A 19601-nucleotide genomic window follows, 5' to 3' on the forward strand; every position below is an offset into this window, starting at 1 on the left:
TTATTTTCCTCTATTAAATATGTAAACGGTTTTTCTTTTAATAGAAGACATAGTAAAATGATGAGAAGATTGAAAAAATTTACTTTTCTACTTTTCTTACAAGTGAAAGGAGCACGATTAAATGCAGCACTTAGACTATCTCTATCACCCCTATGAAACTGCAAGAAATTCGACCATTGCGAAGAACGGAATGGTTGCAACCTCACAGCCGCTTGCATCTCAGGCTGGGCTATCCATTTTGCAAAAAGGAGGAAATGCGATAGACGCAGCCATAGCAACCGCCGCCGCGCTAACGGTTGTGGAACCTACTTCCAACGGAATTGGTTCAGACGCCTTTGCTCTCGTATGGACAGAAAATAAACTTTACGGACTGAATGGCAGTGGACATTCACCTGCTTCTATATCTACGGAAGAAATAAAAAAACGAGGATACGATGAGATGCCGAAGTTTGGCTTTGAGCCTGTTACTGTTCCTGGAGCACCCGGTGCATGGGCAGAACTATCCCGCCGTTTTGGGAAACTTCCATTTAAAGAATTGTTCGCTCCCGCTATTCAATACGCAGAAGAAGGATATCCAATCTCTCCAGTGCTGGGGAAATTCTGGAGTATGGCTGCAGCCAAATTCCGTGAAACGTTAAAAGGGGAAGAGTTCACCCACTGGTTCGATACCTTTGCCCCTAATGGGATAGCTCCTGAAATCGGTGAAGTCTGGAGCTCGGAAGGTCATGCCCATACTTTGAGAAAAATAGCTGAAACCCATGCGGAAGATTTCTATAATGGAGAAACAGCCGATCAAATCGATGCTTTTTCTAAACAGTACGGCGGTTTTATTTCTAAAGAAGACTTAGCCAGCTATCAACCGGAATGGGTTGATCCAATTTCTGTGAATTACCGTGGTTATAACGTGTGGGAAATCCCTCCGAACGGCCAGGGACTTGTGGCGCTTTCAGCTTTGAACATGCTAAAAGGGTTTGACATACTTGAAAAAGAAAGTGATTCTACATATCATAAGCAAATAGAAGCTATGAAACTCGCTTTTGCAGACGGAGAAAAGTACATTGCTGATGCCTCTTCTATGGAAGTAGACATCGATGATTTATTAAATGATGATTATTCAGCTGAACGCAGATCTTCTATTACAGAAGAGGCGGGCGTGCCGGAAGCGGGCGTACCCCCGAAAGGAGGAACCGTGTATCTCGCTGCCGCGGACGGGGAAGGGAACATGGTATCGTTTATTCAAAGCAACTACATGGGATTCGGTTCTGGATTAGTGGTTCCTGGAACTGGCATTGCTCTTCAAAACCGTGGTCATAACTTCACCATGGAACAAGGGCATGCCAACTCTCTGGAAGGGAATAAGAGATCGTATCATACCATTATCCCTGGCTTTTTAACGAAGGGAGATCAGCCCGTTGGACCATTTGGCGTCATGGGCGGATTTATGCAGCCCCAGGGCCACGTTCAGGTTGTTATGAACACGGTTGATTTTCATTTAAACCCGCAGTCCGCACTTGATGCTCCACGATGGCAGTGGATGAAAGACAAAACAGTGTGGGTAGAGCCGAACTTCCCTAAGCATGTTGCCGAAGCTCTCGCGCGCCGCGGACACGAAATCAGCGTTCAGCTGGAAACAGGTGCTTTCGGGAGAGGCCAGATCATATGGCGTGATCCGGAAACAGGAGTTTTATATGGCGGCACGGAGTCGAGAACAGATGGCACGATCTCCGCTTACTGAAGGAAAGAGGAGAGTCGGATTGGAAGGAGAGGAGAAGAAATGCAGCAATGGAATCTCTTTATAGCCTTTTTTCGTGTGGGAATGCTCGGTTATGGAGGAGGTCCTGCTTCCATTCCGCTGGTCCATAAGGAAGTGGTTGAAAAATATGAATGGCTCACGGACGATGAATTTGGCGATGTCCTGGCTTTAGGTAACTCGCTGCCAGGTCCCATTGCTACAAAAATGGCAGGGTACATAGGTTATCGAGTTTCAGGAATCATAGGGATGTTGAATGCTGTATTAGCAACCATTATACCTACAATTGTCATCATGATTGTGCTGATTACTTCCTTAAACAGTTTTCGCGACCAGGCCTGGGTCAATGGGATGACACGAGCCGTGGTTCCGGTGGTAGGAGTTATGCTTGCCAAGCTGACTTATGATTTTCTAAAAAAAGCTCAAGGGAATCTGGGGTGGATCGTCTCGCTATCTCTTGCGGTTGTCTCTCTCTTACTGATTGAGTGGATCGGCTTGCATCCTGGTCTCCTTATCTTTGCGCTGTTACTATATGCTTTGCTTAAACCTGTAAAAGCTAAAGATAAACCAAATCATAAAAGTCAGGAGCAGTCATCATGATTTTTTGGAAACTATTTGTTGCTTTTTTTATACCTGGAATTATTGGTTATGGGGGAGGTCCTGCTTCAATCCCTTTGGTAGAAAATGAGGTTGTGGGACGATTTGGATGGATGAGTGTGACGGAATTCAGCGAAATGCTTGCTATGGCAAATGCGCTGCCAGGGCCGATTGCTACAAAAATGGCCGGTTTTATCGGCTATCAGCAGGCAGGGGTTCTGGGTGCAGTGGTCGGTGTCTTTGCCACAGTTACTCCATCGCTTATTTTAATGATTGTCCTGCTTAGCGTTCTATATAAATTTAAGGATTCGCCAAGGGTCAAACGGATGACCAATTTAATCCGCCCGGCGATTGCTGTGCTTCTTGGAATTATGGCGTACCAGTTTTTTTGGAATTCCTATGAAGCCGCAGGGTTCCTGCAAACAGTAATCCTGATCATCGCCAGTTTCTTGTTACTTGAAAAAGTAAAACTGCACCCCGCCTTTGTAATCCTTGGATCGCTCATATACGGCGCCTTGTTCTTAGGTTGAACAAAGCAGATATTAAACATAAAGGCCGGATTGTTGAAGACTCAGTTTCGAGATAAATTGAGTCCATTGCCTGAAATCGATGAGGGGCGGCTACGTGAGAAGAACGGACCCTACTATTGGAGAAGCTAGTGTCCTACATCAGCTTTAAATACTTCTATAGCAGGGGTTATCCCACGTGCACGCTCATTGTTATAGGTTTAACCCCACCGTAAACCATGGCGTTCCGAACATGATATCGAGTTCCCTATTTAGCAAGGTCCGGAGGGAGACGATGCAGACTCCTGCGGGATGAACATGATCGGTGAGATCCCGCAGGGCTGTTAAGCCCGAGGAAGCTCACCTCATGCCCGCGGAAAGCGAAATCGTCCCCCGGAGGATCTTCCGCTCCACCAATTGTCTCGAAACTGAGTCTTCAAGTAATGGGAGCATATCTTTAATGAGGAAATTTAAGGTAGTACAAGAACTCGCAGTTTTCGGACTCTCTTTAATCATCATTCCAGCAAAATCCCCCTTTGTGAAGAAGGAGTACCTTAGGAATAGAGCGAATATCCTAGTTAGGAAATAACTATTCGATTAAAGGGGAGAGAAGAATGAGCAAATATTCTATTGAACAATTTATAAGAGAAACAAAGCAGGACGACGCTGAGAATGATTACTTCGAGCTGGAAACCCCACGGATCCTGGAAGTGAACCTGACCGAACAGGTGTGGGCTAAAGCTGGATCCATGATCTCGTATAACGGGCAGATCAAATTTGAAAGAGAAGGATTCCTTGAGCACGGTGTAGGTCGTTTCGTGAAAAAGGCCATGAGTGGAGAAGGAAGCTCTCTGATGAAAGCTACCGGACGCGGCAGCCTTTACTTAGCTGATCAAGGCAAAAAAATTACTATTCTGGAACTGGATAACGAAGAAATTACAGTGAATGGCAATGATCTTCTCGCCTTTGAGCCAGGCGTAGACTGGGATATTCAACTGATGAAAAAAGTTGCCGGAATGATGTCGGGCGGCTTATTCAACGTTAAACTGAAGGGAAGAGGTAAAGTAGCGATCACGTCTCATTACGAACCGCTTACCATTATGGTGCGCCCGGGGCAGCCAGTAATTACCGATCCAAATGCTACGGTCGCCTGGTCGGGTCATTTGCAGCCTGAGTTTCGTACAGATATAAGCTTTAAAACTCTCATTGGACGGGGAAGTGGAGAATCGATCCAAATGGAATTCAAAGGCGACGGCTTTGTCATCGTCCAGCCGTTTGAAGAGATTAATACTTCAGGCGAGCGCGGCAAATAAAGATTTGTCGAATGATGGAGAGTTCAATATGGACTGGCATTTTCTTATGACAGTCTGAATAGAGTAAAAGACCGGGAGCTGAATATGTTTTTTTCCAAAAAAATTTTAGCTTCATCCTTTACTTCACTGCTAAAACGTTGTAAGATATGAAATAACTTAAAAATAAATAACGGAAACTTCTTATCCAGAGAGGCGGAGGGACTGGCCCTTTGATGCCCGGCAACCATCGAATCAATCTAATGATTGACGAGAACGGTGCCAATTCCTGTAGGATGGTGACATCCTAAGAGATGAGAGGATCGTACGGACTATAATACGACCCCTTTTCTTGGATAAGAAAAGGGGTCTTTTCGTTGTCATATACCCGTGAAGGCTCTCGATAGAAGTTGCGTTAAAAAGGAAAGGAAAGATGAGATATGGCGAAGGCAATTTTTGGAGCAGGGTGTTTCTGGGGAGTAGAAGCATTCTTTGAAAAATTTGAAGGCATTACATCTACACGAGTAGGTTATATTGGCGGGAATCTGGATAATCCATCTTATGAACAGGTGAAAACGGGTAAAACAGGTCACGCAGAAGCTGTGAAAGTAGAGTATGACCCGACTGTCATTACTTATTCTGAACTGGTAAATATCTTTTTTGAAACGCACGATCCAACTTCAAAAAATCGTCAAGGTGCCGATATTGGCCACCAATACCGCTCGGCGATTTTTTACAATGATGCAAGTCAAAAATATATTGCTGAAGAAAAAATTAAAGAGTGGGATGAAAAAGGCACATTCAAGCGCCCGATTGTAACAGAGGTTGTTAAGACCACCACTTTCTATGAAGCGGAAGAGCATCATCAGAAATATTTGCAGAAGAACGGTTCCGTAGCATGTGGAATCGGTTAAAAATGCTTATCCTTGAAAGGCGCTCAGAGTATTTACTCTGAGTGCTTTTTTTATTTTTAGGGTTGCGAAGTTACGCACAGAACCAGGAAGGGAAAACCTTTGAACAGAGCGAAATGAGTGAGAGATAGGCTTCGTGAAGGGGGGGAGCGGATTTGTTATGGATCAATGAATCGATACTAATCATCATGTGTTTGTTTATGGTGGCAGGGGCCCTGGATTACTATGTTCTTAATCAGCGTTTATCTTTAGGAAAGCATTTCTATGATGCCTTTATGATGATGGGGCCGCTAGCCTTATCCATGGTAGGAATCATTTCGCTAGCTCCCGTCTTGTCAGAAATCGCTGCACCGGTTATTGGTCCTGTCTTTAAAGCACTGGGTGCCGATCCCTCTATGTTTGCTTCTATGATTTTAGCGATTGATATGGGAGCGTATTCCCTGGCCGAAGCGTTAGCCTTAACGGATGAAGCGGCGGTGTTTTCATGGGCGTTTTTAGGAACTATGATGGGTCCGACGCTCGTCTTTACTATACCGGTCGCTCTTACTGTTATTCAAAAAGAAGACCGTCCTTATTTCGCAAAAGGGATCCTCATCGGAATAGTGACAATCCCGATCGGCTGTCTGGCAGGCGGAGCGATCGCAGGATATGAATGGTTATGGATGCTGCAAAACTTATTGCCGGCGCTTCTCCTTTCTATTCTTATCGGGATAGGATTATGGTTGTTTACGGATGGGGCTATACGTGTCTTTGCCTGGTTTGGAAAAGGAGTCGAAATCCTTATTATTACTGGACTTGCAGCCATTACGATCGAAACGCTCACGGAATTCACCCTCATTTCAGGCATGGCCCCGCTTTCTGACGGGGTCTCTATTGTAGGCAGGATTACCGTTACCCTTGCAGGAGCTTATCCTTTAATCGCTTTTTTAAATCAAAAAGGGGAAAAGGTATGGAATCGGTTGAGCCAGAAGATTGGTTTAAATGCTTCCGCTATGACCGGCCTTTTGGCTTCCCTTGCCCATCATTTACCCATGCTCGCCATGATGAAGCATATGGATCGCCGGGGGAAAATAGTGAATTCGGCTTTTGCGGTAAGTGGAGCTTTTGTACTGGGGAGCCACTTTGCTTTTGTAGCAGGAATTGAAAAAGATATGATTGTTCCTGTTATTGTGGGCAAGCTGATCGCTGGAGGACTCGCTGTAGGTATGGCCTTACTTTTAACAAGAAGGAATGAGCAGATGACTTTAACCAAGTAATTAACTAGGCTATAATCGACGTGAACCTAACCATAAAGGAGTTTTTTCCTGTGAAGACAGAAATGAAAGAGCGCTACAACGAATACATTGAAAAATTCAAAGCGACGGCTCCTGGAGATGTGCAAGAGAAAATGAAGCAGGCCATTCAAGAACTGGAGCAATCTTCTGATGGAAAAGGTCTATCCGAAGGCGAAAAAGCTCCCAATTTCAACCTTCCTGATGCGAAGGGAAATTCAATAGAATTATACAAACAACTGGAAGAAGGACCTGTCATATTGACGTTTTACCGTGGAGGCTGGTGTCCTTATTGTAATATGGAACTCCGGGCTTACCAGGAGATTCTTGGTGACATTCACGATAGTGGGGGCGAACTAATTGCGATCAGTCCTGAACAGCCTGATCACTCTTTATCCACCGCTGAGAAAAATGACCTCCAGTTCCATGTTGTAAGTGATGTTGGAAATGAAACGGCTAATCAGTATAATCTCGTTTATCAGCTGCCGGATTATCTTGTGGAAGTGTACAAAGAAAAAGGTTTGCGAGTGGACGAGCATAACGGGGATGAAGCGTGGACTCTTCCTGTTTCTACAACCTATGTTATTGATCAGGACGGAACCATTGTTTATGAATACACCAAAGAAGACTACAAAGATCGTGCAGAGCCTTCAGAAGTACTGAAGCAATTAAAAAAAGTACGAGTATAAAAGGAAGCACAACCCCAGTTCGACTGTGGTTGTGCTTTTTTATTTTGTGTATTTGTTAGCATAGCTGCTCGCGGCAATCGAATCTGGCTTAATTTTCGGTTCGATCCCAAGCGATTCAATTCGGGCTACCATTTCATTTACATATAGTCTTGTCCGGTTCCGCTCTCCTGAACCAATGTCAATATGTCCCTCCATTGTAAAAGTAGCCCCTTTATAAATATGAGGCAGAATGATATCAATCATTTCATTTTTCTTATCTTCCGTGAATAAAGAAGCGATATGTTCGGTAAGTGATGTCTCATAGGAGATTCGTTCATGCAGCGTGGTCATTTTCCGTGAAATAAGCTTCTTACAGAAACACGCCCACGCGCCTTTTCCAACACGCTGGATGACGATCCCTGTAATAAAAATGGTATGAGAAGGGTGGATTTGAGAATCAGTACCAAGCATTAAACGGTAATTTCCGAGCGGATCCTTTTTCATGAAGGTCAGGATATGGTCAAATACTTGATCAAAGTCCATCTTTTTGTGGGTTATGTTTTGGAACTTGAGGTCCTTTTCCATCTCGGTCACCCCTTTGTATGTTAAGCAAGGGCATTACATGCTGCCTTCCTTATTATAAGATATTCATCAACTCTTACTTGAATGCAGATTCAGAAGAGGTGGCGGAGTAATTTAACTTTATCACGTTTATAACGGGAGTATCCCTCCTTTATTATAAAATTATGTAAGAATTTAATGAAGATTAGTAATAGAAGGGATACAAAAAGAGTTTAATTACCCTCCTCCTTAAGAAACACGGTTCTTTTGAAACCAGCTGAAGAAAATAATGAATAATAGAATGACGACAAAAGCACCTGTAATAAATTTGATAAGTGTGTTTTCCTGATAAGCAAAGATTGCTCCATAGCCCCATATGAAAACGAGAGGAAACCACGTATCTTTCTGAATAAAATAAAAGGCAAGGGCAATGAGTCCCCCTACTGCAAGAATAAAAGCGGACCATCCCAGTTCTCCAATGGCAAATAGTTCTTGTACTCCATTTGCTTTCAAAACGACAAAGGTATCCACAATAGTAGCTATAGAGGTCCAGGCGAGGTAAATGGAAAAGGGAGTTCTATATTTTTGGGTAGAGAGATTAAGTCTTTGAATGATCGTATATACCACACAGAGGGTAAGCAACGATAAAGTAATGAATAGTAGCGACGGAGTGGTTCCTACAATAACCGTAGTCCCGGATAGGAACATACTTAAAGGAAACCATAGCCCGATATGATCAACGACACGATCAAGCTCTTCATTTGCAAAGAATGATTTCATTAGAAAGATGAAAAGAAGTAAGTAAATAACGAACCAAATAGAAAAGGCAAACGGGGCAGGCATAACATATACATTAGCGGTAGATGGCTGCAAATTTTGTGATAAGAAGAAGGAAGCGGTGAGCAGATACATAAAGCTGGCTAAATTAATCAACTTCAAACCAAGCAGTCTCATGTGATGATCTCCTTTACTCTGTGATGTTAATCTCGCTGCTGTTCAATCGTCCAGGGCAGGGCAGCTTGGAGCTAGTACAGTGTATGTGCCAATTTGAATTAAATGACAAGAAGAAGGAACCACAACGATGCCAGATTAAAGATTTCTCTCTTTGTACTCTTTTAATGCATCACGGATGGCTGCTTTGTATTGTGTGAAGGCTTCCGTTTGGTTAGTAGCATCATTTCTGGAACTGTAGCTAATCGTTCCATTTTCAAAAAATGCTTTTCTTTGCGCTCGTGTTAGTTCCAACTGAACGCCCTCTCCGGTTTTAGTTTGATTCACAATATTATTTGGATGGTCGCCGTCCAGGTGCTCGGGGGCTTCCTTAACACGGAAGCCGCTTGATTCTAAATGCTCAGAAATTAAGCCTCTCAAATCCTCGTTTAATCCACCTAGTAGTGTTCTTTTCATTTCCCCTTCAGCCCCATGGATGGAAATATGGATTGACGCTTCGTTCGCCATAGAACGAGCCTGAGGTTCATCAAAATTGACAGAACTTATATGTAAATTATTAAAATTTCCGGAACTAAGCTTTCCCTTAAAGGTATAAAAACTGTATTCTTTCCCGGCAACAGCATCTGCCAGCTGTGAAGTTACCTGCTCAATTCCTCCTCCATGAATGGCACTTACGAGTACACGGCTATTTGGGGATTGGCGTTTTTTGATTTCCCAATCTTCACTTTCTTCGTATACGTCACTTAACTCCGTGAATGTGCAGAATCGATCACCCTCTGCTGGACACTCCACGGAAGAAAAGCTTCTGCTAAAGATGTTATTTTGAAGCAGCAGGGTTATGGCAGCCGCAGAAGCAGCCAGCGTAAACGCTCCAATAATTAATTTAGTTTTAAACATAGGCATCACACTCTCTCTAAAGTGTCCAATCTTTACTGGACCTTACGAATAGGATCTGTTAAATCGCAGTGTTGATCTTACAGAAAAGCTCCCGTTACTTGAAGACTCAGTTTCGAGATAAATGGGTCCTTTACGTTAGATGGACAAGGGCTGGTGGGGAAATAACTCGCTTTCCTATGGGGGAACGGTGAGCTTCCTCGCTCGTTTCACTCTCTGCGGGATCTCACCTAGTCCCTTCTCCCATGGGAGTCTCATCATTTCCCCACCACCCCCACTCTATTAAGAGGAACGGACCCTTCTTTAGTAGTGTAGGCGTTGAAGTTGATCCTTTCTAAATCCAGTAGTACCAGGCTTTTTCTAACATTACCTAGAGAAAACGGGGACTCATGGCATGATTTCTATATTTCCAATCCAAGTGATTTTTGCCAATGTTTCGAGTCTCTCATTTCAGCAAGGTCCGAAGGGGGACGATGAAGACTCCTGTGGGATAAACATGATCGGTGAGACCCCGGAAGTCGAAGACTGAGGAGGCTCAGCACATGCCCACGGAAAGCGGAATCGTCCCCCGCAGGACCTTACCTACAAACCGATATCTCGAAACTGAGTCTTCCACAATCCGGCCCTATTGCGTAATAAACCTTTTCTGAAAAAAATAAACAACTGCGTTTAACAGAGCTTACGAATAACAATGATTGAATCGTTCGGACAAGGTTAAATAACTTCCATAAAAACAGGAACCTTCCTGAGGGGGAAGAGTTCCTTATATTCTGTGCTATAAGATAAAAATCCAGATGAGAATAATAGAGAGGACAAAAGTAATGGAATAAATAACCGTAAGCATAGGTATGCTCGAATTTTTAGTTTCGTTTTTCAGACTATCAATTTCATTTTTGGAAGAGCTTTTCTTCTCCTGTTTGGTCATTTCCTTAGCAATCATGATTGTGCTGACAAGGGCTATGATGGAAACGATGATCACCACTGCATAATAAATCGGGTACATAGATATCCGCTCCTATCACTCATACTTACTCCTATTATAAATTATGATGAGGTTTGCCGCGAAACATTCACCCTCTCCAGTATGCTTTCATAATGGATCCTTACACGCACGAAGGGTTATCTTCATCTTTCATGATACTAGAATCATTCCCGTGAACGTCTCTTTTAAATCTAAAGAATCCTTTTTGTTCTAGTACACGTACCCTGAATATAGGTTTTTGAGAGAGGAATGATCTGCAGGTAGGTTTACCCTGGTTACATAATGAATCCCCATCCGTCTGACGGGTGGGGATTCGTTTAGGTGCTTAATGTTCTCCAACTGCCTCGTGTTCTCCAGGTGTTTCGTGCTCTGTCTGTTTCGCTCGTTTAACGAAAAGGGAAGCGATAAATCCGATGGCAGCTAAAGTAAAGGCAATAAAGTAAACCAGTTCAACACCGGCGACAAGTGCTTGACTCATGACCGTTTCAGATTCAGGATTTTGTGCATTGTTTAAATAGCTTTCCTCTCTAGTAGTCATCAGACTGATGAACACAGCAACTCCTACAGCACCGGATACGGGCTGTAAAGTATTCATAATTGCCGTACCGTGAGGATAAAGACGTTTAGGAAGCTGATTCAATCCGTTCGTCTGAGCTGGCATCATAACGGCCGATATGGAGAGCATGAGCAATAGGTAGCTAAGTGCGATCCGCCAAATGGGTGTATCCATACTCACTTGGCTCAAGGAAAACAAGGTTCCCATCAGGATAGCTGTCGCTGGAATAATCAGCAGTCTCGGACCAAACTTATCAAAAAGTTTTCCCATTACTGGAGACATGAGGCCATTCAATAAAGCTCCTGGCAGCAGAATTAGTCCAGCTGTTGCAGCAGGGAGAGCGAGTGGTCCCTGCATATACATCGGCAGAATGATTTCGGAGGAAAACATCGAAACCATTACAATGATGAATAACACAAGACCGATGGTAAACATCGGATATTGGAATACGCGTACGTCAAGAAGCGGTTCTTCCAGTTTCAGCTGGCGAATTGAAAAGAAGATGAGGGATACAGCCCCCGCGATAATCATGGCAAGTACCTGGGGATCAAGGAAACTCGCTTCTCCTTCTCCAGCTGAACTAAACCCTAGTACAATTCCGCCAAAACCGACAGTGGAAAGTACAATAGAGAGAATATCGACTTTTGGTTTTGTTACTTCTCCTACGTTTTTTAAGAACTTATAGGCGAATGCAATTGAGAATAGAGCAAATGGAATAACGGTAATAAACAAATATCTCCATCCTAAATACTCCACGATAATCCCTGATAATGTGGGACCAATCGCCGGCGCAAACATGATGACAAGTCCAATCATGCCCATAATTGCCCCGCGTCGTTCGGGTGGAAATAAAAGCAGGAATGTATTAAAGATAATCGGAATTAATAATCCTGTTCCAACCGCCTGCAGCAGTCTGCCAGCAAGCAGAACACCAAACGAGGGAGCAGCAGCACAGATTAAAGTCCCAATCGTAAAAATAGTCATCGTCCCTAGAAACATTTGTCTCGTGGTAAACGTTTGAAGCAGCAGAGCAGAAACGGGAATCAGTATTCCCATCACCAGCATAAAGCCGGTAACCATCCACTGTACCACAGGAGCGGTAATGTTAAATTGTTCCATTAATGTCGTCAAAGCAATATTCAAAAGCGTTTCATTTAAAATAGCAAAGAACGCCCCAATAATCAGTGAAATCATAACGGGTTTTACATTAAAGTCAGGATCGTCGGCTAAAAATTCATATTTGGTTTTATCGTCCACAAGTAAGCCTCCTTTTTTAGCAGTCACAACCTATTATTATAAAGGAAGAAATGAGGGAGCGATAGTAAAAGTACTTTACACCTACATATGTTCAGGAGCCTCAATACCTAGCAGACGGAGCCCGTCTTTTAGAACAACCGTAAAGACGTAAATAAGGGTTAAGCGAGCATTCTGCTGGTCATTCTGTAGGATTTTTGTGTCCGCATAATACTTATTAAAAGCCTTCGTTAGCTCAAGTAGGTATTTAGCGATGATGGAAGGATCATGATTTGTATTGGCTTTAAAAACCGTCTCTGGATAATGGCGGACCCATTTCACAAGTGGCCAGGCAGGTTCTTCTTTGAGAGAAGCGTCTGCTGTTTCTATGTGAAATTCTCCTTTTTCAAGCAGTGAGCGTCCTCTGACATAAGCATACTGCAGGTAAGGAGCAGTGTTTCCTTCAAAAGTCAGCATGTCTTCAAGCGAGAACTCTACATCATTGCGGCGATCGTGCTTTAGGTCGTGGAAGATCACGGCTCCAACACCCACTTGTTTCGCAATTTCCTCCTTGTTTTGTAATTCGGGATTTTTCTCTTCAATATTGGAGGCAGCTTGTTGTATAGCTTCGTTCAGTACTTCCTCAAGCAGGATCGTTTTCCCCTGACGTGTGGACATTTTCTTTCCATCTGTGAGCATCATACCAAAAGATATATGCTTAAGCTGATCTGCCCAGTCAAAGTCAAGTTTGAGTAATACATGCTTCACTTGCTCAAAATGTAACGATTGTTCATGTCCCACAACATAGAGAGCTTCTTCAAATTCATATGTCTGATAACGGTCAATAGCAGCCGTTAAGTCTCTTGTCGCATAAATGGATGTTCCATTGCTTTTCTGGATCAGGCAGGGAGGAAGCCCCTCTTTATCAAGACGAACCACTTGGGCACCTTCAGATTCTTCAAGCAGTTGTTTTTCCTGCAACAGCTTCACCGTTTTGTCCATTTTGTCATTGTAGTAAGCTTCTCCTCGAGTCAGATCGAACTCAATACCGAGAAGTTCATAAACCTTTTCGAATTCTTCAAGGGATACAGCTTTAAACCATTTCCACAGCTTTAGTGCTTCTTCGTCCTGCTGCTCCAGTTTCTTAAACCATTCCCTTCCTTCTTCAATTAAGGAAGGATCGTCTTTTGAGGCCTGATGAAAATGGACATAAATTTTCGTAAGTTCCTTTAAGGGATTCTCTCGTACCTTCTCTTCATTGCCCCAGTGCTGGTAAGCAGCAAGAAGCTTTCCGAACTGAGTGCCATAATCCCCTATGTAGTTAATTTTTACGGTAGTATAGCCGCATTTTTCCGCCAGATTCGAGAGAGCATTTCCTATAACTGTGGAGCGGAGGTGTCCCATAGAAAAAGGTTTAGCGATATTCGGTGCAGACATATCCAATACGACCGTTTTACCTGTGCCGAAGGAGTGGCTTCCATAAGAGGATGGATCGGTAAGTACCTGCTTCATGGTTTGCTCCGTCACAAAAGCCTGATTTAGAAAAATGTTAATATACCCGCCTGCTGTTTGAACTTTTGCGAATAGATCATGTTTAAGCTGCGGTGCCAGCTGAGAAGCGATCTCTTTGGGATTTCTTTTAAAGAAAGAAGCCAATGAAAAACAGGGAAAGGCTAAATCCCCTAAATGCGGTTGTTTAGGAATTTCAATTTTGTCGTACACCCATTCTCTTGAAAACTGTTCACCTAGAAGATGGGATAGCTGTAGAGCCAGAATGTGCTTTTCCATTTATAATTCCTCCTTCAATTAAAAAAACCTCGTCTCCTGAAAGAGACGAGGTATAACTCGCGGTACCACTCTTATAGCTGTATAGCCACTCGGTATTGTTAACGGGGGTTGCCCCGGCCTATCCCTACTTGATTCAGGCAGGCTTCTCAAAAGTCCGGTTCACTTACGGATATAGGTTCAGGCTCTCACCGTCCCTGAATCGCTTGCCCCTCACACATAAGCTACTCTCTTTTTTTTTGGAATTTAATTAATTTTAGAAAAGTATAGCGGATGGAGCTTGGATTTGCAAGATGATTATGGAATAACAATGGATGACGTGGGAAAAATATCATGGAAATGAGGTGAGAGTGTTATGGACTGGATATGGAAAGCGATACTGATTATCATCGTAGGGACGATTATCCTTAGAATTGCAGGGCGTAAATCAATCTCTCAAATGACGCTGTCTCAGACAGTCATTATGATTGCGATCGGTTCCCTGTTGATTCAGCCGGTTGCCGGGAGAAACGTGTGGGTTACATTTGGCGTAGGTGGAGTGCTCGTATTAACCTTGATTGCTATGGAATTTATGCAAGTGAAATTTGATTTTATGGAAAAATTTTTAACAGGGAAATCTAAGCCAGTGATCGTAAATGGTCAATTAAATGATCAGAACTTAAAGAAAATGAGGCTGACCGTTGACCAGTTGGAAATGAAATTGAGACAGCAAAGCGTTACCTCAATTCAGGACGTAAAATCAGCGACCCTCGAACCTAACGGTCAGATTGGTATAGAACTGAAAGAAAATTATAAACCAGCTACCAAACAGGACGTAGAAGAAGTACGGAAAGAATTAATGGCTTTAAAGAACCTGTTAGGATCGAATACGGCATACCAGGCACCGCAGACAGCACAATCAGCAAACATTTTTCAGGAAGTGGAAACGAAAAAAAACCAGAAGGATATTCCAGACCGCCTACAGTAAAAGCGTTTTTTAACACATAGGCAGAATGAAAGAAACTCTGGTTAAATCTTGGTACAATAGAAACAAGATTAATTAGAGGTGAGTTATTTGAATTCATTACATTCATTAGAATCTATTCAATCGTTTATTAACCGTGAACGATTGTCACTTGTTTATATATCACAACCGAATTGCTCCGTCTGCCACTCGTTAAAACCACAGGTCGAGGAGTTGCTGGAGGAATACCCTGGCATATCATCTGTCCATGTGGACGCAAGCGAAGTACCTGAAGCAGCCGGGCAGTTCTCTGTGTTCTCTGTTCCGGCAGTCCTTGTTTTCTCTGAAGGTAAGGAGCTGTTCAGAAAAGCACGCTTCGTACCACTTGGAGAACTGAATCAGCAGCTGGTGAAGTATAATCATTTTATTAATGAAGTTTAAGCAGAAAATAAGAAACTTACGGGCGCCATAAGCCCGTAAGTTTTTTTGTGCGATTTTATTGAAACACTCTTAGGACGGAAGAGGTTGGAGCTGTCTTTTGAAAAAGCTCCACTAAACGTCGTAGATAAAATCTGATACAAGATACTCCACTAAAGAGCCGGATAATGTAAGACTAAGTTTCGAGATAATTCGGGTCCGTTACGATATGTGGAGAAGGGCTGGTGGGGAAATAACTCGTCTTGTTCCATCACCCAGACACTCGAGTCATAAGCCGCTCATCAACGGATGGAAAAACCGCCATCCTTTTGGTGAGCGGCTTATGCTGGTCGTGTCTATCGGGGTGATTCCACATTTGGCCCTACACGACCCTGCGTCGTGCAGGGCCGGAAAGCGAAATCGTCCCCGGAGGACCTTCCGCTCAACAAATATCTCGAAATCAAGTCTTAAACAAACGGGAACTTTTCTGGATTAAGCAACGTGAGGAAAAGGTTTTGGAAAATTGCTATAACCCCTACCACGATAAGTTTTTTGAATATTTACTTAATTCGTATTATTGGGTTTTATATGGGAATTCGTAAAAAATCAGTTCTCAAATACAGCCGTGAGAAGTCATTTTTTGCGATGAGAAGCGATGAGGATGAAATATCTCGCTTTGAAACCGTTTACACTAACTAATTGGCTCATATAGACATCATTTGGTAAATACCCCTTGATTCAATTTTTGCCAGTGTTATGATGAAAAACGTCATAAAGAAAGCGAACAAAAAATACGAACGGGAGAGATTAACTCAAATGATCAAACAAACGATTGCTTTTTTAGGTGCAGGCTCTATGGCTGAAGCTATGATTTCAGGTATGGTTGAATCCGGGAACATTTCAGCAGATCAGATCATTGTAACCAATCGAAGTAATCAAGATCGATTAAATGAGATTAATGATAAATATGGAGTACGTACAGTATTAAAAGATGATTTAGACTTTTCACAAGTGGATCAACTTATTCTGGCTATGAAGCCAAAAGATATTGATGCCGTACTTGAAGACTTACGTTATAAATTAAATCCGAATCAAGTACTTGTATCCGTGCTCGCTGGCATTTCTACTTCATATATGGAAGACCGTCTCAATGATGGTCAGGAAGTTATTCGAGTGATGCCGAACACATCCAGTACGCTTCGCGAATCAGCAACCGCAATGTGCCCTGGCCACTATACAGACATGGAAAATGTTCTAGTGTCTAAGGCTCTCCTACAGTCTATTGGAGAAGTTTTCATTATTCCAGAGGATAAAATGGATGTCTTTACCGGAATTGCCGGAAGCGGTCCTGCTTATTTCTACTATTTAATGGAGCATATTGAGGAAACTGGCCGTGCAGAGGGTATGGATTCCAAAACACTCAGGGAAATTGGAGCACAAACCCTGCTCGGTGCAGCAAAAATGATGCTGGAGGGCGAAGAAAGCCCAGCGGAACTTCGTAAAAAAGTTACCTCTCCAAACGGTACGACAGCGGCTGGTCTTGATGCACTGGAAGAAAGTGGCGGCGGAGACGCGATCTCAGCAGCTATTAAAGGTGCAGCCGGACGCTCGAAAGAACTAAGTAAAGAAATAGAAGGCCTGTTAGTAGGCAGTAAGTAAATAGCAGTAAGTAAATAGCAGTAAGTAAATAGCAGTAAGTAAATAGCAGTAAGTAAATAGCAGTAAATAAATAACTCGATGCAATACGTTAAATAGGAGTGATATGTTGACTCAAGATAAAAAAAGGGTAGTTATAAAAATAGGAAGCAGTTCTTTAACCAGTTTGCACGGTGAAATTAGCCGTCGGAAACTCGAAAAACTAGTAGATGAAGTCGTCCAATTAAAGGACGATGGCCACGAAGTATTACTCGTATCCTCGGGTGCAGTAGCGGCAGGCTACCGTAAGCTCGGATGCCTGGAGCGTCCAAGCACTTTACCTGAAAAACAAGCCGCCGCCTCTATTGGTCAGGGATTACTGATGGAATCGTATTCCGATCTTTTCCTGTCTAATGGTTATATTGGATCCCAGATATTAATCACACGCAGTGATTTTTCTGATGAAGATCGTTATAACAACGCTCGTAATACTATTAACGTATTGCTTGAACGCGGAATCATCCCCATCGTAAATGAAAATGACACCATCACCATCGACCGTTTGAAATTCGGTGATAACGATACATTGTCCGCTAAAGTAGCTGGACTTGTCGATGCTGATCAATTAGTGATCTTATCGGATATCGATGGTTTATATGATGCAGATCCTAGAAAAAATGAGGATGCTGAACTACTCAATAAAGTCCACGAAATCACCCCAGAGATTGAAGCAGCAGCTGGCGACCCAGGAAGCGCCGTCGGTACAGGGGGCATGAAATCCAAAATAGACGCCTTTAAGATTTCTATGGCTTCCGGTATATCTTCCTTCTTAGGAAAAGCAGGTACCGACAACATTGTTTATGATGCTGTCTACCACAACGCAAGAGGAACCTATTTCGAAACCGCACCGGAAACCGAGAATCTCGACCAGAAGAAACAATGGATTGCTTTTAACTCCGGTCCTGAAGGCGAAGTCATTATTGACCATCGCGCTAAAGAATCTATTGTAGAAATGAAGAGAAGCTTGCTTCCTATGAATGTGCACCACGTAAAAGGACGTTTCAAAAAAGGTGCCGTTGTGCGTATTCATGATTTAGAAGGCGAAGAGATTGGTCTGGGCGTAGTGAATTATTCCTCAGAGCAAATGAAGGAAATGATTACTCTAACAGAACCTGAACTCGAATCTTATGAAAAAGCAGCGATTGAACGTAAAGATTTTGTCTGCCATTTAGACGTAGCCCTGCCCGCAGGCGTTTAAAATAATCAAGGAGGTCTTTGATGACACTAACAAAAGATAATGTGAACGTTGAAGCACAAGCGATTGAAGCGAAGAAAGCGTCCAAGAGTTTAATGATTCTTTCCGATAAGGAAAAGAACGATGCTCTTCACCATATCGCGGATGTTCTGGAACGTGATTTCGAAGCGATTCTTGCAGCAAATGAGAAGGATTTACGAAACGGAAGAGAACAAGGCTTTACGGAAGCATTTATGGATCGACTTTCTTTATCACAAGAGCGAATTCGTGACTTTGCACAAGGCTTACGCGATGTAGCTGAACTTGAAGATCCGACTGGTAAAAAGCTTTCAGACTGGACGCTTGAAAACGGACTTCAAGTTGAGAAAGTTACCGTGCCTCTTGGCGTAATTGGCATGATCTATGAAGCTCGTCCAAACGTAACTGTAGACGCAACCGGTCTTGCGCTTAAATCCGGGAACGCGATCGTGCTGAAAGGCGGATCTTCAGCTATTAATTCTAACCAGGCAATCGTAGAAGTTATCCACAAAGCCCTGGCGGAAACAAAAATCCCACAAGAATCCGTGCAGTTTATTGCGTCCACAGACCGTGCCGCAACAAACCAGCTTTTCACCATGAAAGAACATGTCGACGTACTCATCCCACGTGGCGGAGGTAAACTGATTCAGGCAGTTGTGGAAAACGCAACGGTTCCTGTGCTTGAAACAGGTGTAGGAAACTGCCACATCTATATTGATAAAGATGCCGATGTGGAAAAAGCCATCAGCATCCTTGTGAATGCAAAAACAGACCGTCCTGCCGTTTGTAACGCAGCAGAAACCTTAATTGTGCACAAGGATTGGCTGGCTCAACACAGTGATGAGCTAATTAGTGCTCTGAAGAAAGAAAACATCCATGTACATGGAGATGAGCATGTCCTTACTATTATTCCAGACGCCGTGCCTGCCGGTGAAGACGACTGGAAAAATGAATATTTAAGTACAGATATCGCTGTGAAAGCTGTCGACGATCTTGTTGATGCGATTGCCCACATCGAAACGTACGGCACAAAACACTCTGAAGCTATCGTCACCGAAAATCAGGAGGCAGCTGATAAATTCTTAGCTATCGTAGACGCAGCAGCGATCTACCACAATGCCTCGACTCGCTTTACGGATGGAGGCGCTCTAGGTTTCGGAGCAGAAATCGGCATTTCCACACAAAAATTACATGCCCGTGGCCCAATGGGGCTTCCAGCACTTACGACTGTGAAGTTTCTTATGAAAGGTACGGGTCAAATTAGATAAAATAAAGTATGACATGAGAAGGGACTCCTAATAAGGGGTTCCTTTTTTATATTGGGAATGGGATGGAAGGACTATTGATAATCACTTTATGTATTTCGGTAGATTTTCTTT

At 43.1% G+C, this 19601-nt stretch carries 18 protein-coding genes, 1 riboswitch and 1 other annotated feature; of the genes, 12 read left to right on the forward strand and 6 right to left on the reverse strand.

Annotated features, from left to right (window positions below):
- The first annotated feature begins 121 nt into the window (after positions 1-121).
- From HBHAL_RS03880 to HBHAL_RS03915, 7 genes are all read left to right on the forward strand, one after another.
- Positions 122-1735: a gamma-glutamyltransferase family protein gene (locus HBHAL_RS03880; RefSeq protein WP_014642043.1), complete on the forward strand. Its 1614-nt coding sequence runs from the start codon at positions 122-124 to the stop codon at positions 1733-1735.
- Between the two features lie 39 nt (positions 1736-1774).
- Entirely contained in the window at positions 1775-2350 is a 576-nt protein-coding gene (locus tag HBHAL_RS03885) for a chromate transporter (RefSeq protein WP_014642044.1), read from the forward strand.
- On the forward strand, positions 2347-2877 hold the full coding sequence (locus tag HBHAL_RS03890; RefSeq protein ID WP_014642045.1) for a chromate transporter: 531 nt from the start codon (positions 2347-2349) through the stop codon (positions 2875-2877). Before HBHAL_RS03885 ends, HBHAL_RS03890 begins: the two co-directional genes overlap by 4 nt.
- 590 nt (positions 2878-3467) lie before the next feature.
- Entirely contained in the window at positions 3468-4166 is a 699-nt protein-coding gene (locus HBHAL_RS03900; RefSeq protein ID WP_014642046.1) for an AIM24 family protein, read from the forward strand.
- A 177-nt stretch (positions 4167-4343) separates the two neighbouring features.
- A riboswitch (SAM riboswitch) is annotated at positions 4344-4463 on the forward strand.
- 119 nt (positions 4464-4582) lie between these two features.
- Complete coding sequence (gene msrA, locus HBHAL_RS03905; protein ID WP_014642047.1) at positions 4583-5056, forward strand: peptide-methionine (S)-S-oxide reductase MsrA; 474 nt, start codon at positions 4583-4585, stop codon at positions 5054-5056.
- A 152-nt stretch (positions 5057-5208) separates the two neighbouring features.
- Positions 5209-6309 (forward strand): ethanolamine utilization protein EutH, encoded by a 1101-nt coding sequence (gene eutH / locus HBHAL_RS03910; RefSeq protein ID WP_014642048.1) that lies wholly within the window; start codon positions 5209-5211, stop codon positions 6307-6309.
- 50 nt (positions 6310-6359) lie between these two features.
- Positions 6360-7013, forward strand: coding sequence for a peroxiredoxin-like family protein (locus tag HBHAL_RS03915; protein WP_014642049.1), 654 nt, complete (start codon positions 6360-6362; stop codon positions 7011-7013).
- Positions 7014-7052: 39 nt separating this feature from the next.
- Here HBHAL_RS03915 and HBHAL_RS03920 read toward each other — a convergent pair whose 3' ends face one another.
- From HBHAL_RS03920 to argS, 6 genes are all read right to left on the reverse strand, one after another.
- Positions 7053-7577: a ribonuclease H-like YkuK family protein gene (locus HBHAL_RS03920; RefSeq protein WP_014642050.1), complete on the reverse strand. Its 525-nt coding sequence runs from the start codon at positions 7575-7577 to the stop codon at positions 7053-7055.
- Between the two features lie 225 nt (positions 7578-7802).
- Positions 7803-8507: a hypothetical protein gene (locus HBHAL_RS03925; protein ID WP_014642051.1), complete on the reverse strand. Its 705-nt coding sequence runs from the start codon at positions 8505-8507 to the stop codon at positions 7803-7805.
- Positions 8508-8642: 135 nt separating this feature from the next.
- Positions 8643-9401: a poly-gamma-glutamate hydrolase family protein gene (locus HBHAL_RS03930; RefSeq protein ID WP_014642052.1), complete on the reverse strand. Its 759-nt coding sequence runs from the start codon at positions 9399-9401 to the stop codon at positions 8643-8645.
- Positions 9402-10173: 772 nt separating this feature from the next.
- Positions 10174-10401, reverse strand: a complete 228-nt coding sequence (locus HBHAL_RS03935; RefSeq protein WP_014642053.1) for a hypothetical protein — start codon at positions 10399-10401, stop codon at positions 10174-10176.
- 304 nt (positions 10402-10705) lie between these two features.
- Positions 10706-12130, reverse strand: coding sequence for an MDR family MFS transporter (locus HBHAL_RS03940; RefSeq protein ID WP_041601543.1), 1425 nt, complete (start codon positions 12128-12130; stop codon positions 10706-10708).
- 144 nt (positions 12131-12274) lie between these two features.
- Entirely contained in the window at positions 12275-13957 is a 1683-nt protein-coding gene (argS, locus tag HBHAL_RS03945) for an arginine--tRNA ligase (protein ID WP_014642055.1), read from the reverse strand.
- Between the two features lie 38 nt (positions 13958-13995).
- Positions 13996-14204: a binding site (T-box leader), on the reverse strand.
- Between the two features lie 105 nt (positions 14205-14309).
- Between argS and HBHAL_RS03950 the strand changes: the two genes are divergently transcribed.
- From HBHAL_RS03950 to HBHAL_RS03970, 5 genes are all read left to right on the forward strand, one after another.
- On the forward strand, positions 14310-14921 hold the full coding sequence (locus HBHAL_RS03950; RefSeq protein ID WP_014642056.1) for a DUF421 domain-containing protein: 612 nt from the start codon (positions 14310-14312) through the stop codon (positions 14919-14921).
- 87 nt (positions 14922-15008) lie between these two features.
- A complete protein-coding gene (locus HBHAL_RS03955) occupies positions 15009-15338 on the forward strand; it encodes a thioredoxin family protein (RefSeq protein WP_014642057.1) in 330 nt (109 codons plus the stop codon).
- A 792-nt stretch (positions 15339-16130) separates the two neighbouring features.
- On the forward strand, positions 16131-16973 hold the full coding sequence (proC, locus tag HBHAL_RS03960) for a pyrroline-5-carboxylate reductase (protein WP_014642059.1): 843 nt from the start codon (positions 16131-16133) through the stop codon (positions 16971-16973).
- A gap of 106 nt (positions 16974-17079) precedes the next feature.
- The gene (proB, locus tag HBHAL_RS03965) at positions 17080-18207 is read left to right on the forward strand and encodes a glutamate 5-kinase (protein ID WP_223254256.1); all 1128 of its coding nucleotides are present in this window, start codon (positions 17080-17082) and stop codon (positions 18205-18207) included.
- Positions 18208-18227: 20 nt separating this feature from the next.
- The gene (locus HBHAL_RS03970; protein WP_014642061.1) at positions 18228-19490 is read left to right on the forward strand and encodes a glutamate-5-semialdehyde dehydrogenase; all 1263 of its coding nucleotides are present in this window, start codon (positions 18228-18230) and stop codon (positions 19488-19490) included.
- Positions 19491-19601: the final 111 nt, after the last annotated feature.

This window comes from Halobacillus halophilus DSM 2266 (assembly GCF_000284515.1).
Classification (GTDB): Bacteria; Bacillota; Bacilli; order Bacillales; family Halobacillaceae; genus Halobacillus; species Halobacillus halophilus.

What these genes read in the sequence shown, in the direction of transcription:
- HBHAL_RS03940 (WP_041601543.1), bottom strand. Translation starts at nt 12,130, where the DNA reads ATGATTTCACTGATTATTGGGGCGTTCTTTGCTATTTTAAATGAAACG.
- HBHAL_RS03890 (WP_014642045.1), top strand. Translation starts at nt 2,347, where the DNA reads ATGATTTTTTGGAAACTATTTGTTGCTTTTTTTATACCTGGAATTATT.
- msrA (WP_014642047.1), top strand. Translation starts at nt 4,583, where the DNA reads ATGGCGAAGGCAATTTTTGGAGCAGGGTGTTTCTGGGGAGTAGAAGCA.
- HBHAL_RS03880 (WP_014642043.1), top strand. Translation starts at nt 122, where the DNA reads ATGCAGCACTTAGACTATCTCTATCACCCCTATGAAACTGCAAGAAAT.
- HBHAL_RS03935 (WP_014642053.1), bottom strand. Translation starts at nt 10,401, where the DNA reads ATGTACCCGATTTATTATGCAGTGGTGATCATCGTTTCCATCATAGCC.
- argS (WP_014642055.1), bottom strand. Translation starts at nt 13,957, where the DNA reads ATGGAAAAGCACATTCTGGCTCTACAGCTATCCCATCTTCTAGGTGAA.
- HBHAL_RS03920 (WP_014642050.1), bottom strand. Translation starts at nt 7,577, where the DNA reads ATGGAAAAGGACCTCAAGTTCCAAAACATAACCCACAAAAAGATGGAC.
- HBHAL_RS03925 (WP_014642051.1), bottom strand. Translation starts at nt 8,507, where the DNA reads ATGAGACTGCTTGGTTTGAAGTTGATTAATTTAGCCAGCTTTATGTAT.
- proC (WP_014642059.1), top strand. Translation starts at nt 16,131, where the DNA reads ATGATCAAACAAACGATTGCTTTTTTAGGTGCAGGCTCTATGGCTGAA.
- HBHAL_RS03900 (WP_014642046.1), top strand. Translation starts at nt 3,468, where the DNA reads ATGAGCAAATATTCTATTGAACAATTTATAAGAGAAACAAAGCAGGAC.
- HBHAL_RS03970 (WP_014642061.1), top strand. Translation starts at nt 18,228, where the DNA reads ATGACACTAACAAAAGATAATGTGAACGTTGAAGCACAAGCGATTGAA.
- HBHAL_RS03930 (WP_014642052.1), bottom strand. Translation starts at nt 9,401, where the DNA reads ATGTTTAAAACTAAATTAATTATTGGAGCGTTTACGCTGGCTGCTTCT.
- HBHAL_RS03885 (WP_014642044.1), top strand. Translation starts at nt 1,775, where the DNA reads ATGCAGCAATGGAATCTCTTTATAGCCTTTTTTCGTGTGGGAATGCTC.
- HBHAL_RS03950 (WP_014642056.1), top strand. Translation starts at nt 14,310, where the DNA reads ATGGACTGGATATGGAAAGCGATACTGATTATCATCGTAGGGACGATT.